Consider the following 15,833-nt stretch of genomic DNA (forward strand, 5'->3'; position numbering starts at 1 on the left):
GTGTTGTGTGTAGTGTTTGAGGGTGTTCAGGAGCGTTGAGCGCTGATAGGGGGTGAGTGATTGTGGTCTGGGACGATGACCAGGCGGAAATCGCCGAGATCATTGGAAGCCTGCGATCTCAGGACACCGATACGCGCGCCGTTGAGGTCAAGGCAGCTGTGGGAGGTTTTCCCAAGAAGCTCGTTCGCTCTATCTCTGCATTTGCTAACGGGACCGGTGGAATCATCATCTTGGGGCTGGATGAAGACAACGGGTTCGTTACGGTACCAGGCTTTGATGCTACTGCCATGGCGGATGCCCTGGCTGGCGCATGCGCAGACCTCGTAACCCCGTCGGTTCGCGCCCAGATCGACATTGTTGAGTGGGAGGGCGCGAGCATTGTCGTTGGCACCATTCCCGAATGTGCTCCTTTTGAGAAGCCTTGCTGGGTCGTTTCCCAGTCGAAGTATCACGGCAGCTATATCCGGGTCCATGATGGGGACCGCGTACTAAAGCCATACGAGATTGACCGGCTGGAGGAAAACAAGACCCAGCCGGAATGGGATCTGGAGCCGGTTCCGGCTGCTGACATCGACGATCTGGATCCTGACATTGTGGCCGAGATCTTGGCCCGCGAGCGCTCCATCCATGAACGCATTTTTGGACGGTTGAGCGATGAAGAGGCGATGTTAGCGCTCCACCTGATTACCCGGAACGACAACGGAAAACTAGTGCCAACTCTGGGCGGGCTCATGGCAGCGGGCACTTACCCGCAACAGTTTTTCCCGCGGCTCAACGTGACCTTTGCAGCATATCCCGGCACCGATAAAGCGGCCGGGTTGGGCAAGCAGCGCTTCCTCGACAACGAAAGTCTGGTGGGGCCCATTCCGGTGCTGGTCGCGGATGCCGTGCGGGCAGTCCGACGCAATATGCGCGTCGGAGGCGTAATCGCGGGAGTCTTCCGTAAGGACTTGCCGGACTATCCTCCGGAGGCCGTGCGTGAGGCAGTCGCTAATGCGCTTATGCACCGTGACTATTCGCCGCAGGCGCGGGGCACGCAGGTACAAGTGAACCTGTATGTCGACCGGCTGGAGATCCTCAACCCCGGTGGTCTTTATGGAACGGTCACCGTTGATCGATTGGGCACTGCGGGTATGTCTAGCGCGCGCAATCAGCATTTGTCTGCGCTGCTGGAGGTGACTCCTGCCGGTGACGGAGATGGGTACGTTGCGGAAAATCGTGGTACCGGATATATCGAGATTCTCGACCAACTGGAACAGCAGCTGCTGCCGCCGCCGGTACCACGGGATTCATTGACCGAATTTGAACTCACCTTTGCGCGGCGAAATCCGACTACCCCGGAGCGCACCGCGGCGTCGGGCGGCGGAACCCGTGGGCGCGTGCTCGACTATCTTCGCGAACACAGGACAGCGTCCAGCCGCGAATTGGCAGGGGCTGCAGGGCTGTCCCTCAACGGAGTGCGCAGGATCATCAACGAACTTGTTGAGGAAGGCGTCATCGTGCGCACTGAGCCGCTGAAGAGCCCGAAGCAGCGCTATCGGCTGCAGGGCTAACCACGGTGTTCAACGTCACCTTGTTCGCGCGCCGCCGCTGAATACCTTGGCGCGAATTTCTCCATCTGTTCAAGCACGAGCTTGATGGCCTCCGGCGCCTTGTCCGGTGGATATTTGTAGTCGCGTAGCAACCTGCGGACCGAGCGGCGTAGTTTCGCGCGTACGTCATCGCGTACTGTCCAGTCGGTCTTTGCATCGCGACGCAGCATGGAAACGAGCTGGCGTGCGATTTCAGCAAGAACTTCGTCGTCCATGAGCTCGGTTGCGGATTCGTTTGTCGACACTGCGTCGAAGAAGGTGAGCTCGTCATTGCCTAGTGGCGGGGTGAATTGTTCACCGCGCTTGCTTTCCTTGACAATCTCCTTGGACAGGCGGATGAGTTCGGCGATGATTTCAGCGGCCGTGAGCTGCTGATTGGTGTACCGATTCATCAGCTCGGTGATCCGCTCGGAGAACTGCTTGGAGCGCAGCTCGTTGTTTCCTGTGGCGGTGCGGGCTTCCTGCTGGAGCTGGCGGCGCAACGCATCGATGAGCAACGAGACCTCAGAGGGGGATTGTTTGTCCTTGAACAGGTCGACGGTGAGATCCTGCAAGTTCGGAATCTCAATCCCGGCCTGGCGGTAGATGTCGATGACACCGGTGGCCTCAGCCGAATCAACGACCAGCTTGCCTAGGGCGTTGCGGATGGAGTCGCTAATCGGCTCGCCATTGGCCACGCGGTCGCCCGCATCGAGCTTGATGAGCCAGTTCTTGACCTCGGAGTAGAACCGCACGCTGTCGCGGTACTCCTCGGCGTCGGGGCTGCCCGAAGCTAGTGCCCAGGCACGCGCGAGCCTTCCAGCCTGACGTTTGAACTCATCAGCGACGGGACGCGCGTTTGGCTTCTCGGGGTCGTAGTTGCCTTCGGTCTTCGGATTGCGCAGGAAGCCCGTGACATCGAGCAAGGCACGGCGAAGGTTGGCGTCATCGATGAAAGCGGTGTTCTTCCATTCGATTCCCACAATGTCGTCGAGACGAGCCAGGAATCCCTTCGCCAGAGTTACTGCCTCCTCAACGTCCTGGCCTGTGACCTTGGTTCCGTCGTCGGAAGGGTTAAGGGTGAACTCCGCAAGAGCTTTTTCCAGGTTCTCCACCAATGGTGCGTAGGCCACGAGGAGACCGTCTTGCTTATCGCGGAACGTGCGGTTGACGCGGGCGAGGGTCTGCATGAGTAGCGCGCTCTTGAGCGAGCGGTCAATGTAGAGCGTGTGCAGGGGCGGCGCATCGAAACCGGTGAGCATCATGGACTGAACGATGGCGATTTCCAGCTCGTCGTCGACGTCCTTGATGCGGTTCTTCACGGCCTTGAGCGCGCTCGGGCGGCGCATATGGACCTTGAGCTCATCCGGATCGGACGGCGCGGCAGAGTAGATGACCTTGATTTTTCCCTTGTCATCGGCATCCGAGTGCCACTCAGGGCGCAGCGCCACGATCTTGGAGTAGAGGCGTGCCGCAATGGAACGTGTGGCGGTCACGATCATGGCTTTGCCCGGTGCACCGATGAATTCCTGCATGTTCTCGCGGCGGTCTTCCCAATGACGGACGAAGTCCGCAGCCAGTTCATCCAAGCGGTCGTCGGAACCATAGATGATCTCCAACGCGGCGACGGAGCGCTGAATCCGGTCGCGCTCCACCTCGTCGAGACCCGTGAGCACTTCCTCAGCGGTGTCATCAATCTCGTCATCGGTAATCCCAGCAATGCGCTTGAGTGGGATGAGGCGCGGTTCGAAATACACGGGAACGACGGCACCGTCCTCGACGGCGCGGTTCATGTCGTAGATGTCGACGTCATCACCGAAGACCTTGCGCGTATCGCGGTCCCATTCCTTGAGCGGGGTGCCGGTAAACGCCAACATGGTGGCATTCGGCAGCGCATTACGCAGGTGCTGTGCGTAACCATCGGCGGCGGTATCGCCAAAGCCATAGTGGGAGCGGTGTGCCTCATCAACGATGACCACAATGTTGCTGCGGTCAGAGAGCAAAGGGTGCTCCTTTTCGCGGAGCTCGCCCTTTCCATTCAAGCCAAACTTCTGGAGCGTGGAGAAGTAGATGCCGCCGGAGGTCTTCTGTGAGAGCAGCTCACGCAACTCAGCACGCGACTCGATATTGCGCGGTGCCTCCGGCAGGATGGTGGACCGGTTGAAGGTCTCGAAGAGCTGCTCATCGAGCTCCGTGCGGTCATTGAGCACAATGACGGTCGGGCTGTGCATCTCGGGCCGACGCATAACCTTGGCGGTGTAGAGCTCCATCTCCATGGACTTGCCCGCACCCGTCGTGTGCCAGATGACGCCAGCGCGCTTGTCGCCGCGCGCCGCCGTGATCGTGGAACCCACAGCCTTGGTCACCGCGAAGTACTGGTGCGGCTTCGCTATGCGCATGACTAGCCCCTCGGCCGTGTCATCGAACGCCGTGAAGTCGCTGTAGAGCTGTCCAAAACGCTCCACATTAAACAGACCATCAAGCAACAGGTCCAGCTGTGTGACCGGCTCGCCGGCCACAACCATGTTGTTGGGGTCTACCGGGCTGCCGTCCTCATTCACATTCCACGGCGCAAAGTGGTTCCACGGAGTAAACGGCGTACCGTACTTCGCGCTGAGGTCATCCGAAGGAATCACAATATTGGCAAAGCGGAAGGCCATGCCGAATTCCTTGACGTACGTCTGCAGCTGGTTGTATGCGCCCTCGACGGAGGTATTCGCGCCCGTCTTCTTCAGCTCAATGAACGCCAGCGGCATGCCGTTGACGTAACAGACCACATCGAATCGACGCTCTCCATCAAGGTTCGCAACGGTGACCTGGTTGAGTGACAAGTAGTCGTTCTTGTGCGGCTGGGAGGACAGGAAATAGATGGTCGGGTTCTGCACGTTGCCCTCGTGGTCGATGTACTCGATACCGCGGTAGCCCTCCACTAGAATCTGGTGAATGCGCCGGTTCTCCGCAATCGCGGACTGTGACTTCGGCGTGATGACCTCACCAATCGCCTGGTCGAGGTACTCCTCCGGTACGCCCGGGTTGAGGTTGCGCACGGCATTGCGCAGACGCCCGCGCAGCACGATGTCATTCCACGTGTCGCGCTCGCCGGAGCCCGGCGCAAAGTCTGGGCCATGCCCAGACACCCACTCCAGGTCAGCCAGGTTGTCCTGGACGATGAGTTCGAGGGATTCTTCGCTCAGCATGAGCTTCTCCTTAGGGGTTGTAGAGGTAGGGGTGCTTAGCTTTCCCACGCCGCCGTGCCCGCAACGTTCGCAACCTCCTCCGCCTCACCGACCGTAATGCGGCCGCTCATGAGGAGAGGAAGGAGCTCGTCGCGGGTGCGGGCGAGTTGTAAATTCTGGATCTCAAGGCTTGTGGCAAGTCTCCAAAGTGAATTTCCGAGTTGATTCGTTTCTTCCGACATCTGGGCGGGGACTTCGACTTCCTGGTCTAAATCGCCACGCTTAATATGCCCCATCGTTGTGGCCTTACCAGCGGCAATCATTTGGAAATATTCGAGCTGAGCATCGATTGCTTGACGGAGAGCCCATAAATCCAGTTGTCCATTGGGAACCACTTTGAAGATGTGTTGATTGACAATTGCCTGGTCAAAGGGCCAACGCTTGGTCATGAGGGTTCCCGACCAAGAAAATAGAAGTTCGCCGGGATCGACGACGTTGTCTGGTGCCGCATCGATGTCGTTGTAGACGGTTCGACTTCCAATTCCGGAATTCATTTCTGCAATGCGGACGACAACTCGGCCTGTTCCAGAGGCTCCCTTCGTAAAAGCGCGACCATTGATAAATGACGCTAATGAGCTTAAGGAAGCAGAGACGTTGCTAAGAGAAAGTTCTTTTTGCCAAAGGGCTCTTAGGATTTCATCGATTTTTGAAATTGACGTTTGGTTTGCGGCAAGCTTATCGTCAAGAGCTCCAAGCAAATGAGCGATTTTTAGCTGTTCTTGCCGGTTTGGCAAACGGACGGTCTCGCGGTCGAGAAACTGTTCGAATTGAAAGTTTGCAATGCCGGTGGATCGGTTTTGGTAATTCCACGTTTGTCCTTTGGCATACATATTCTGGAGCCAGTAATAAACAAAGTGGGGTACCGCTTTTTCTGTGTCAATTACGAGACGTCGGCAGAAGCTAGCAGGAATTAGGGGACTATCTGCATCGTTAACCATCTTTTGCGTAATAAAGATCGTTCTACCGGTTGGGCGAGCCTTTGTACCGCCTGAAACCTCAAGGACAATATCGCCTGGATTCAGAACTCGGTTTGGGATTCTAGAGGATTTTTCGAATCTGATTGGAGCCGAAGAAATATCTTGGAAAGCCGCAGCCGGGAAATCTGCGCCCCGAATGACCGTAACTTCGTTTGTGTCGTCCTGAAGTTCTTCTGCTCCCCAGCCACCGCCGATTGCGAACTTGGTCAGCTCGCGCATGGTCAAGATATTCATTACTTCAACCTCCCCAGCTGTTCGCGGACGACCTGGTCGAGGCGGGCGGCGTCGTCAAGCGCGGCGGTGAGCTCGCCGGTGAGGCGGGCAATCTTCTCGTCGATGGGTTCGTCGTCTTCTTCGGCCTCGGCGAAGCCGACGTAGCGGCCGGGGGTCATGGCGAAGTCGGCGTCGCGGATGTCATCGAGGGACGCGGACTTGCAGAAGCCAGCAATGTCTTCGTAAGCCTCGTCCTTCGGTGCGGAGGTGCGGCCGCGCCACAGGCGGTAGGTATTCGCAATCTTCTGGATGTCGTCGTCGCTGAAGGTGCGCTCAGTGCGGTCAATCATGTGGCCGAGCTCGCGGGCATCAATGAAGAGCACCTGGTTGGTGCGGTCGATGGTGCCCTTGGAGCCAGCCTTCTTGTCCTTGGCGAAGAACCAGACGCAGACCGGAATCTGCGTGCCGCGGAAGAGCTGCGCAGGAAGTGCGATGACGCAGGAAACGATGTCGTCTTCCACCATGGCCTTGCGGATATCGCCTTCACCGGAGGAGTTCGACGTCATCGTGCCATTGGCCATGACGACGCCGGCCTCGCCCTGAGAAGTGAGCTTGGAGATAATGTGCTGCATCCACGCGAAGTTTGCATTGCGCTTGGGCGGAACGCCGTATTTCCAGCGAGTGTCTTCCTCGTTGCGCGACCAATCCTTGATGTTGAACGGTGGGTTGGCCATGACGTAGTCCATCTGCTTGCCTGGATGGATGTCGCGGGCGAAGGTGTCGGCCCAGCGCTCACCGAGGCCAGCAGAGCTAATGGCGTGGATGGCCAGGTTCATCTTGGCCATGCGCCACGTGCGCTCATTGAGCTCCTGACCGTAGATGGCCAGAGCAGTGCGGTCCTTCTCTGTGGTCTCGAGGAACTTTTCGGCCTGCACGAACATGCCGCCTGAGCCACAGCACGGGTCATAGACGCGACCCTGAGTTGGCTCCAGGATTTCCACGAGAGTGCGGACGACGGGGCGGGGAGTGTAGAACTCGCCGCCACGCTTGCCCTCAGCGCGGGCGAACTTCTCCAGGAAGTATTCATAGACCTCACCCAGCAAATCGCGTGCGCGTTCTGGGCCCTCCGAAGTGAAGCGGGTGGTGCTGAACAAGTCAATGAGTTCGCCCAACCGACGCTGGTCAACGCTTTCCGAGGCGAAGTTCGTGGGCAGGGTACCTAATAGCGACTCATTGTCCAGCATGAGCTGCTTCATCGCGTTATCGATGAGCTTGCCAATGGACTGGTACTCCTGGCCGGCGTCGGCCGTCTTGCCCTTCGAGTTGTCGCGCAGGAAGGTCCAACGAGCGATGCGGTCCACCCAGAAAACGTTCTTCTCACGGTAAGCGTCGATATCCTCCAGGTCTTCCTGGATGTACTCTTCGCTATCGCCGCGCTCCTCGCCTTCAGCACGCAGCTCCGCGCGCCGGGCGTCGAAAGCATCAGTGACGTATTTGAGGAATACCAGTCCTAGGACGATGTCCTTGTACTGGGATGCGTCCATGGAACCGCGCAGCTTGTCTGCTGCCTTCCATAAAGTGTCCTTGAGCTCTTTGAGGGTGGTGGCGGAGGCAGACTCTACGTTCTGCACATCCTTGACTGAGTTAGTCATTTTTCTCCTTACATATAACGGTGTTTGTGCGTTTGAATGTTGAACTCTGTTATTAGCCTGGCGGGGATTGTGCACGAGATTCAGCGATGGTGACAGCACCGGTACCTATCGAAATAGTGAGGTTGTGCCGTAGAACATCGATGCTCCTTAGCTGCTCAACCAACTGGCGACGCCGTGCGCCGAGCTGTTGCTCGACTGTGCTGAGGTCTTCCGCATTCTTGCGAGGCAATACGGGGAAGTACACCGATGCCAACTCGGAGGAGACAGCTTCGTTAATAGCCTTCTCTACGAGGTAGGGAAGGCAGACCTGTTCCAAGGGAGTGTGGCTGCGTCCACGGAAGGTGCGGCATCGTAGTGCTTGAGCCGGTGCAGTGACTAGCTTGCCGCCTTCCTCATCGATGAGCGCGCGTGGTCTTGGGTTCTTGATGAAGACCACGTCCCCTGGTTCTGTGAGGGTGCCGCGCGGTGCAATGTCTTCCAGCCGGAGACGATCGATGCAACGTGCGCCCTGTGGAATGCTCCCCAGAATTTCGGGTTCACCGATGAGTTCCAGTTTTGCTACTGCTTCAGGGGCGAGATCATGTTCGGCAATGCGGGATCCGCTGAGTTTCTGCAGTACCCCAGTGCGAGCGTTGGTCGCGGCCTTCCACGGTAGGTACTCAAGGCGCGTTGCCCCCGATTCAGCGCGCATACCAATCTTTGGCTGCGCGTCCTCCAGCCCTGCTGAACTGATGTCTAATCCTGCTTGATGCGCGGTATGCATGAGATCGGCGGCGGAGGACGTCGACGTAGAAGAAAAGACCGAGTCATCGAGAGAATGAGTACGACTGCGCCAGGCATCAGCGGCGCGAAGAATACGACCGCGGACAAAGGCGTGCTTGCGTGCTTCATCCGGTGTGGTGAGCATGGTTGCCCAGTCTGAGACGAGACCGGGTCTCTTAAGGTCCGGCACGTCAGCGATAACCACAGCAGCATCGGCAGGGTTGCCTATGGCCTCGCGATTAGGGCGCTTGAGAATCCATAGTGCGCCCTGCTGCTGTCCGCGGTCCGGAAAAATACCTCGGGGCAGCCGTGCGCTGTAACGCAGCGGTGCAATTGCGCCGGTTTCGGTCGGTGCGAGGAACCGCCGTCGGACGACCTGCGCTAAAGAGTCCTCGATAAGCATGTCTGCGGTGGAAATGCAGAACATTGCGCCGCGCTCGTCTAAGTTGTCGAGCAAGTCCTGGAGGTGCTCGAAGTATTCGGGCGCAGTCTTTGGAGGGGAAGGAACAGCGTGGACGAGGAGAGAATTCGCTGGGATCTCCTCGCTAGCGTCGATGAATTCCACGTTTCGGCACGCTAGTTCGGCCCAATAGAGAGAGTCTGGTGCGCAGTCTTTTCGATATCCGATGCTGAGCACCAGTGTCTCTTCGAGTTCCCGGGTGAGTCCAGTGACGAAACCTAGGCTGTATTCATCAGTAGGGATGATAGGTGGAGTTGGGTTCTCTAGCGTGAGGGCTTCCGATACTGCTTGCATAGCGCGGGAAGTAAATCGGGAAGAGAGTGTGACCTGGCGCTGAGCACTGAGGTCATCTGCAAGACGGGCGAGCGCGGTCGCGGGCCCGAAAGCTGCCTCGGCTACCTGCTCTGCGGCTTGTGCGATGTCAGCTTCAGGGTCATCAGAAGGAATGTTGCCTGCTGCGCGCTGGTACGCCGCGGTAAGAGAGTCGATTACTGCAGCAGAGGGCGAAAAATCCTGAGGGGAGAGAGCCGTGTTGCAGTTTAAAAGGCCCAAGGCCGCGCGTGCCGGATTGTGGAGCAGCATTCGGTAGAGCGAAGAATAGAAGAGGGCATCTTCAACGGCTGTGTCACGGCGGCCGAGCTTAGTTGCTCGCAGCCAGTCTTGAACTTCGGTGATGGCGTAGTAGGGGTGGCCATCATGTTCTCCGTAAGGGGAGGGGAAGGGCGCGATGGATTCGGAGTTAAAGCGCTGAATCCACTCGTTGACCGCGGGGCGCGTAACGCCGGTCAGCCGGGCGACATCGGCGAGTGTCAGTGTTGCGGTCACTTGAGGCCTCCTTTCATAGGGGAGTGATGGGGAATAAGGGTGAGCGGTCATCGCTGATTGCTCTGCCCAATACGTTAAACGAACTCGAGTGAAGTGCCCAGACTTTAGTCTGTTAATCGTCCTGAAGGTGGCTTAAGGCTGGTTAATTCAAACTAAAAGAGTGTCGCCCAAGAGTGGTTTAGTTTTCGTGGGGCTCGGGCTTCAAAAGCGTATGACTTGCTGACGTGTTCGGTCAGGTCCGGTGCTAAAGCGGGGGATTGATGTGCACTTTGTGGCCGATTTCCTGCTGGTGCACGTGTTGGCTCGGGCTGTCTGTCGCTGTCGACATGTGCATGGTTATCGTCTCCGCGCTGAGTATGTTCGTCAACAAGCTGGCTCCGTTCTGGAACGAGGGCAAGGCCCTTGAGCGGGAGCGAGGCCACTAAGCGCTATGCTTGATCACCTCTGAGGAAAGGAGGTGACGGCATGGCTGACCGCCGCATGTGGAAAATGTCGCCGGAGCGGCTGCAGGAGCACCTGAAATTGCGTAGCCGCGCATCGCGCATTCCCGATAAAAAGAAGGAACAGTCCAAGAAGGCCTGCCGGAACACCCGGCGGGCCTTTCCGCTTTCTTGGTGCAGAAAACTATTGGGTTATTCCCAACCGTTTGACTTAACCCACCGTTAACCGGTAAAGTTAACGTCAGGTTAACACTTAGCAAACGGGACAATAATCCGAGAAAGGGGATAACAATGAACCAGTTTGAAACCCTGCGCCAGGATCTGCACGAAAATTACGGCCATGAGTACACGGCCGCAGAAATCGATGCCAAGCTCGATGAGGTTATTGCCAAGCACACCAACAAGGCGGAGCTCGATGAATTCGTGCCGCTTTTGGTGGAGCGTGAGGTGCGCGACTACTTCGGTGCTCACCGCCTGCACGTACGTTTTGCCGCCGGTACCAATAATGCGCTGGCCCAAGCCGCAGCGGAACTGACCCGCAAGCACGCCGGCGCAGCCCTCTTTGTAGATACCGCCGTTACTCACCCAGAAAACGAAGCGGAAGGTCACCTTGCCCACGTCATGAACGAGCGCGGCATGGGCGAGGCCCCGAATAAGTACCTCGATGAGGTGCGTACGGTAGCGATGCCGGATTACATCGTGTTCTTGGGCCGCGAGATCGAGCGCGATGAGGCAGGCAAGGACATCAAAATTTGGGATATTCCTGCCGCGGATACCGTGGAGGAGGCGCGCGAATTGGCTGATGACCTCGAAGCCCGCGTACTCTACATGCTCAATAAGCTGGGCATTGATCCGGTAGCCGAACCGGTCAACGCTTAGAAGCGATATGGGTTGGGCAGCTGGGAGGAGACGTTATTATTAGCTACCCAGAAGCCCGCAAACCTATAGGGCATGTAATGCGTGCCCATGCCGGGGCGCCATTCCGGCGTGCCCAGAAGCGGGGGAGTTTTACGGTCGCGCTGCGGATATAGCCTTTCGGGCAGCGCGCTCACCATGGGGTGGTAGTCTTCGAGGACGCGAGCGAAGGCGGAGTCGAAGTCTTTCCGCGACAGATCCTGGGACAGGTCTTTAATGCGCTGCGTTATCTGGCGCAAGCTGGCGTTGTCGGGCTGGCGGGAGAGGGCCGCTTGGGCGTCGCCAAGCAGCCATTGCACCTCGCCCGCGCGCACTGCAGTATCGCCGGCGCAGAAATTTTCCAAGGAATCTATCTGCGCTGCGGCCGTATTGATTTGCTTGAGCGCTTTGTATGCCTCCTTAATGGAAGCGGCGTGCAGGGAATAGTCTTGGATGTTCTCCAGCGCCTTGAGCGTCGGTCGCGCATCAGTGTACTGATTGAACAGAGAGCGCCACTGTACCTTCAGGTAGTCGCCCGCCAAGGGGGAATGCAGGGCGTCAATCCGGGCCTCCGTGCGCTTGATGAGTTCCTCAGCTCCGTCGCGAGCGCCCTCAATATAATCGAAGCGCTTGCGCACTCGGGCGCGGCGGATGAACAAGTAGGTAATGAGGCCGACCGCGCCCAGAACCACGAGCACCATAGTGGCTGCGATGAACACGGACCACGTGGGTGCATCCTGCGCATATTGTCGGCGCACGGTGGTATCCGCGGCGGCGCGCGTCGCCAAGATCATGCCGACGGTATAGTCATCGTCCGCCAGCGCCGGCCGCATCTGGTCCAAGATGCCGTCCATGCGGCCCTCGTCATAAATCTTGATGTCCTGGCACACCTCTGTGCCACAGTGCACGGCCATACTATTGGGCTCAAAACCTACCGCGATGACGAGCACATTTTTCTGTAACTCACTTCCGCTGATGAAATGTGGATGCTCGCGGGCCAAGTCATGGAACAAAGTCCGGGAAAATTCCTCGCCCGAATTCGGATACGTAGCGTAGAGGACTTCGTGCACAGAATCCGGCAAATGCATGGACTGTGCTTGCGATTTGATGGCGTCTTCGTCCGAATTGCTGAGGATTTGGGCGTGGTCCAGAAACTCCACCGCGGGCTTTTCCTCTGCGATAGCGGCGGGCGCGCTGGCTACAGCGAGAAGACCTACTGCTGCCGCGCAAGGAACCCATCTCACGATGTTCCATTTTACGGGCTCCGCGTGTAAACCGTAGTACTTATGCAAAAGCAACTACGCTAAATCGCTGACTACTGTTTATACCGTTTGGAGAATCGAAGCTATCGTGACTGCCAACAACACCCAGGCCCATGAGCCCCTGCAGCGCATCCTGCTGCCTAAGCGTGGCGAGCCCTTTGATGTGCGGATGCTCTACCTCATCGAGGCCGAGCAAAACCGCGAACGCCTTAGCTGGTTTAACCGCACCTCCGTCACCATTCCGGCCGGCGAGGAAGCCTCTTTTGAGACCTACTTCAATGCCTTCCCGGCTTCTTATTGGCGCCGCTGGTCGCAGCTGCGTTCCGTTATTCTCAGCCTAGACATTGAGGGCCAGGCAAATATTTCCCTGTACCGCTCCAAGCAGGATGGCCAGCGTATTTCCGTGGCCAACCACCTGGTGGGCACCGGCCACCACGAGTTTGAGCTGCCACTCAAAAACTTCGAGGACGGCGGTTGGCTGTGGTTCGATATCACCGCCGAGCAGGAAACCACGCTTGCCGACGCCGCCTGGTGCTCTCCCCACGCCCCCGGCCCGCAGGTGCTGCCGGATGGGACCGAGCAGCCGGCGCAAGACAAGCGCGTGGCGGTCGGTATTCCTACCTTTAACCGCCCGACCGATGCCGTGGCAGCACTCAAGGCATTGGCCGAGGACCCGGTGGTAGATGAAATTATCGACTTCGTCCTCATGCCGGACCAGGGCAACCAGCACCCCGCTGATGAGCCGGGCTACGACGAGGCAGTGGCCCACTTTGGCGATCGTTTCCGCGAGTTCCGCCAGGGCAATCTGGGCGGCTCTGGCGGCTACTCCCGTATCATGTACGAGGCGCTGGAACATACCGATTCGCCCTTCATCCTCTACATGGATGATGACATCGCTATCGAGCCGGACTCCGTACTGCGTGCGGTTCAGGCGGCCCGCTACGCCGCCAAGCCCATTGTCGTCGGCGGCCAGATGCTCAACCTGCAGGAACGCTCCCAGCTGCGCACTACCGGCGAGCAGGTTAACCGTGCCGATTTCATGTGGGGCGCGGCGCCGCACGCCGTCTACGACCACGACTTTGCTAAGTACCCGCTGCGCGCCATCGGTACCCACGAAACCCACCTGGATCCGAAAAAGTATGATTCCCGTGCGCTGCACCGCCGTGTTGACGTGGAATATAACGGCTGGTGGATGTGCCTCTTCCCGCGCATCGTGGCAGAAACCAACGGCCAGCCATTGCCGCTGTTTATCAAGTGGGACGATACCGAGTACTCCCTGCGAGCAGCGCGCAACGGATTCCCTACGGTGACTTGGCCGGGTGCCGCCATCTGGCACATGGCCTGGGCCGATAAGGACGATGCCATTGACTGGCAGGCCTATTTCCACCTACGCAACCGCCTCATCGTGGCCGCGATGTACCACGAGGGACCGGCCAAGGGCATTACCAAGTCCATCTTTAAGTCCACCCTCAAGCACACCATGTGCATGGAATACTCCACCATGGCCATCCAGATTGAGGCTATGCGAGACTTCCTGGCCGGGCCGGACCATCTCTTCGACATCTTGGAGTCTTCGCTGCCGCGCATCGCGCAGATCCGCAAGAACTACTCCGATGCCGTCATCCTGGAATCCGCCGATGAGCTGCCGGCTCCCACCGGCGCGCCGGGCGTGCCCACCCGCAATATCGGCGGCCGCCTGGCCAAGATTAAGAAGATCCCGTGGGCTATCAAGGGTCTCAAGCACCTCGTCAGCAAGGAAGACGCTGCGCACCACGAGGCGCCGCAGCTCAACCTCACCCCGGACGAGGCCCGCTGGTTCACCTTGTCCCGCGTAGATTCGGCCACTGTGTCCACCGCGGGTGGCACCGGCGTGGCCTTCCGCAAGCGTGATCGCGACCTAGCTAAGGACCTCGTGGCCCAGACCCGCGAATTGCTGAAGGAAATCGAAGAGAACTTCGACGACCTGCGCGCCGAATACCGCGCGGCCCAGCCGGAGCTGACCTCGCGCGAGTCGTGGAAGAAGGTCTTCGATGCCCAATAAGCTTTCCGTAGCAGAATCGCGCGTCCTCGAATGCATCCAGGGTGCGGCCTTCGACGTGCCCGGCGTGCTTCCCACCGCCCGCGGGCTTAGCCACTGGGGCGAGCATGCCTTGGGCTGGATGGGCAGCGCTGCGGTAGGGGCGGGCGTCGACAAGCGCCGCCGCGAAGGCTGGATCCGTGTTGGGGCCGCCGCCTTCCTCGCGCACGCCGCCAGCGTGGTGCTCAAGCGCATCGTGCGCCGCAAGCGCCCGGATTATCCGTACGTGCGCGTGGGGGTAAAGACGCCCTCCACATTGTCTTTCCCTAGCTCGCACGCGACTTCGACCACCGCATTCCTGGTGGCGGTAAGCCGCCTTACCGGCCGCAAGGCGCCCCTTCTCGGCGTGCCAGTAATGATGGCATCGCGTATGGTGCTCGGAGTGCACTATCCAACAGATACGGCCGTGGGTGCGGCCATCGGCGCTGCTACCGCGGAGGTCGTGATGAAAGGAATGAAGCATGAGTGATGATGGAAACCAGCACTTTTTCCATTCAGAACCGCACACCTCCGGCGTAGATACCGGCCGCAAGCGCAAGCCGCCGAAGAATCTTGCCGATGGCATGATTAAGGCCCTGCGCCCCAAGCAGTGGGTCAAAAACGTCCTGGTGCTGGCCGCCCCCGCCGCGGCCGGCGCCGATGCGTTATTCCACGGCCGCGTGCTTCTCGACGTCCTCTTGGCCTTCGTCGTCTTTTGCCTCGGCGCTTCCTCCATCTACCTGATTAACGATGCGAAGGACTGGCGCGAGGACCAAGAGCATCCGACCAAGCGCTTCCGCCCGATTGCCTCGGGCGTGCTGCCGATTAAGCTCGCCTATGTCATGGCCGTGGTGCTCATCGGCCTGTCCATCGGCCTGTCTTTCCTTGCCACCGCTGGGCCGCAGCTGGCTATCGTGATGGCGATTTATATCGCGTTGCAGTTGGGCTATTGCTTTGGCTGGAAGCATATGCCGGTGATCGATATTGCCCTGGTGTCCTCCGGCTTCATGCTGCGCACCATGGCCGGTGGCGTGGCTGCAGGCATCGAGCTTTCGCAGTGGTTCCTGCTGGTGGCGGCCTTTGGCTCGCTATTTATGGCCTCCGGCAAGCGGTACTCGGAGATTCTGTTGGTAGAACAGACCGGCGCGAAAATCCGCAAGTCCCTGGAGGGGTATACGCCCACTTACCTGCGCTTCGTGTGGACCCTAGCCGCCACCGCGGTGGTCATTTGCTACACCTTGTGGGGCTTCGAACTCGCTAACGACGCCCAGACCGGCGGCGTGTGGTACCAGATTTCCATGGTGCCGTTTACCATCGCCATCCTCCGCTATGCGGCCGACGTGGACCGCGGCCAGGGCGGCGCACCGGACGAGATTGCACTGGAGGACCGCACTTTGCAGGTTCTCGCCTTGGCTTGGCTCGCCTGCATTGCCATGGCGGTTTATATCATGCCGTTGCTCTAGACACAGCGGAATCGATATAGAA

Annotated in this window: 12 protein-coding genes; 7 read left to right on the forward strand and 5 right to left on the reverse strand. The window is 58.8% G+C overall.

Annotated features, from left to right (window positions below):
• The first annotated feature begins 56 nt into the window (after positions 1 to 56).
• Positions 57 to 1,553: an ATP-binding protein gene (locus tag LG376_RS04615; RefSeq protein WP_225746293.1), complete on the forward strand. Its 1,497-nt coding sequence runs from the start codon at positions 57 to 59 to the stop codon at positions 1,551 to 1,553.
• On the opposite strand, the gene LG376_RS04620 is transcribed toward LG376_RS04615, so the two are convergent.
• From LG376_RS04620 to LG376_RS04635, 4 genes are read right to left on the reverse strand one after another with little or no spacing between them, the layout of a single operon-like run.
• The gene (locus LG376_RS04620; RefSeq protein ID WP_225746294.1) at positions 1,550 to 4,768 is read right to left on the reverse strand and encodes a type I restriction endonuclease subunit R; all 3,219 of its coding nucleotides are present in this window, start codon (positions 4,766 to 4,768) and stop codon (positions 1,550 to 1,552) included. The two genes, LG376_RS04615 and LG376_RS04620, sit on opposite strands and share 4 nt — an antisense overlap.
• Before the next feature lie 35 nt (positions 4,769 to 4,803).
• Positions 4,804 to 6,018, reverse strand: coding sequence for a restriction endonuclease subunit S (locus LG376_RS04625; RefSeq protein ID WP_225746295.1), 1,215 nt, complete (start codon positions 6,016 to 6,018; stop codon positions 4,804 to 4,806).
• Positions 6,018 to 7,649 carry a class I SAM-dependent DNA methyltransferase gene (locus LG376_RS04630; RefSeq protein WP_225746296.1) on the reverse strand — a complete coding sequence of 544 codons (1,632 nt, stop codon included), beginning with the start codon at positions 7,647 to 7,649 and terminating at the stop codon, positions 6,018 to 6,020. The genes LG376_RS04625 and LG376_RS04630 overlap by 1 nt, the downstream gene beginning before the upstream one ends.
• A gap of 52 nt (positions 7,650 to 7,701) precedes the next feature.
• Entirely contained in the window at positions 7,702 to 9,696 is a 1,995-nt protein-coding gene (locus tag LG376_RS04635; RefSeq protein WP_225746297.1) for an AlpA family transcriptional regulator, read from the reverse strand.
• 260 nt (positions 9,697 to 9,956) lie between these two features.
• On the opposite strand from LG376_RS04635, the gene LG376_RS04640 reads away from it, so the two are divergent.
• The 3 genes from LG376_RS04640 (at position 9,957) to LG376_RS04650 (ending at position 11,015) form a co-directional block, all read left to right on the forward strand.
• Positions 9,957 to 10,121, forward strand: coding sequence for a hypothetical protein (locus LG376_RS04640; protein ID WP_225747401.1), 165 nt, complete (start codon positions 9,957 to 9,959; stop codon positions 10,119 to 10,121).
• 40 nt (positions 10,122 to 10,161) lie between these two features.
• Entirely contained in the window at positions 10,162 to 10,362 is a 201-nt protein-coding gene (locus tag LG376_RS04645; protein WP_225746298.1) for a DEAD/DEAH box helicase, read from the forward strand.
• Between the two features lie 65 nt (positions 10,363 to 10,427).
• The gene (locus LG376_RS04650) at positions 10,428 to 11,015 is read left to right on the forward strand and encodes a three-helix bundle dimerization domain-containing protein (protein WP_225746299.1); all 588 of its coding nucleotides are present in this window, start codon (positions 10,428 to 10,430) and stop codon (positions 11,013 to 11,015) included.
• On the opposite strand, the gene LG376_RS04655 is transcribed toward LG376_RS04650, so the two are convergent.
• A complete protein-coding gene (locus LG376_RS04655; protein ID WP_049377537.1) occupies positions 11,012 to 12,274 on the reverse strand; it encodes a hypothetical protein in 1,263 nt (420 codons plus the stop codon). The genes LG376_RS04650 and LG376_RS04655 overlap by 4 nt on opposite strands.
• Before the next feature lie 106 nt (positions 12,275 to 12,380).
• Here LG376_RS04655 and LG376_RS04660 point away from each other — a divergent pair, with 106 nt between their 5' ends.
• Genes LG376_RS04660 through LG376_RS04670 form a run of 3 tightly spaced genes read left to right on the forward strand, consistent with a single transcriptional unit; the run spans position 12,381 to position 15,811 of the window.
• Positions 12,381 to 14,333, forward strand: coding sequence for a glycosyltransferase (locus LG376_RS04660; protein WP_225746300.1), 1,953 nt, complete (start codon positions 12,381 to 12,383; stop codon positions 14,331 to 14,333).
• Positions 14,323 to 14,838, forward strand: a complete 516-nt coding sequence (locus LG376_RS04665) for a phosphatase PAP2 family protein (RefSeq protein WP_225746301.1) — start codon at positions 14,323 to 14,325, stop codon at positions 14,836 to 14,838. Before LG376_RS04660 ends, LG376_RS04665 begins: the two co-directional genes overlap by 11 nt.
• Positions 14,831 to 15,811, forward strand: a complete 981-nt coding sequence (locus LG376_RS04670) for a decaprenyl-phosphate phosphoribosyltransferase (protein WP_225746302.1) — start codon at positions 14,831 to 14,833, stop codon at positions 15,809 to 15,811. Before LG376_RS04665 ends, LG376_RS04670 begins: the two co-directional genes overlap by 8 nt.
• The last annotated feature ends 22 nt before the right edge of the window (positions 15,812 to 15,833 follow it).

Source organism: Corynebacterium sp. Marseille-P4611, from assembly GCF_916618765.1.
Taxonomy (GTDB): Bacteria; Actinomycetota; Actinomycetes; order Mycobacteriales; family Mycobacteriaceae; genus Corynebacterium; species Corynebacterium marquesiae.

What these genes read in the sequence shown, in the direction of transcription:
- LG376_RS04620 (WP_225746294.1), bottom strand. Translation starts at nt 4,768, where the DNA reads ATGCTGAGCGAAGAATCCCTCGAACTCATCGTCCAGGACAACCTGGCT.
- LG376_RS04625 (WP_225746295.1), bottom strand. Translation starts at nt 6,018, where the DNA reads ATGAATATCTTGACCATGCGCGAGCTGACCAAGTTCGCAATCGGCGGT.
- LG376_RS04630 (WP_225746296.1), bottom strand. Translation starts at nt 7,649, where the DNA reads ATGACTAACTCAGTCAAGGATGTGCAGAACGTAGAGTCTGCCTCCGCC.
- LG376_RS04640 (WP_225747401.1), top strand. Translation starts at nt 9,957, where the DNA reads ATGTGCACTTTGTGGCCGATTTCCTGCTGGTGCACGTGTTGGCTCGGG.
- LG376_RS04645 (WP_225746298.1), top strand. Translation starts at nt 10,162, where the DNA reads ATGGCTGACCGCCGCATGTGGAAAATGTCGCCGGAGCGGCTGCAGGAG.
- LG376_RS04650 (WP_225746299.1), top strand. Translation starts at nt 10,428, where the DNA reads ATGAACCAGTTTGAAACCCTGCGCCAGGATCTGCACGAAAATTACGGC.
- LG376_RS04665 (WP_225746301.1), top strand. Translation starts at nt 14,323, where the DNA reads ATGCCCAATAAGCTTTCCGTAGCAGAATCGCGCGTCCTCGAATGCATC.
- LG376_RS04670 (WP_225746302.1), top strand. Translation starts at nt 14,831, where the DNA reads ATGAGTGATGATGGAAACCAGCACTTTTTCCATTCAGAACCGCACACC.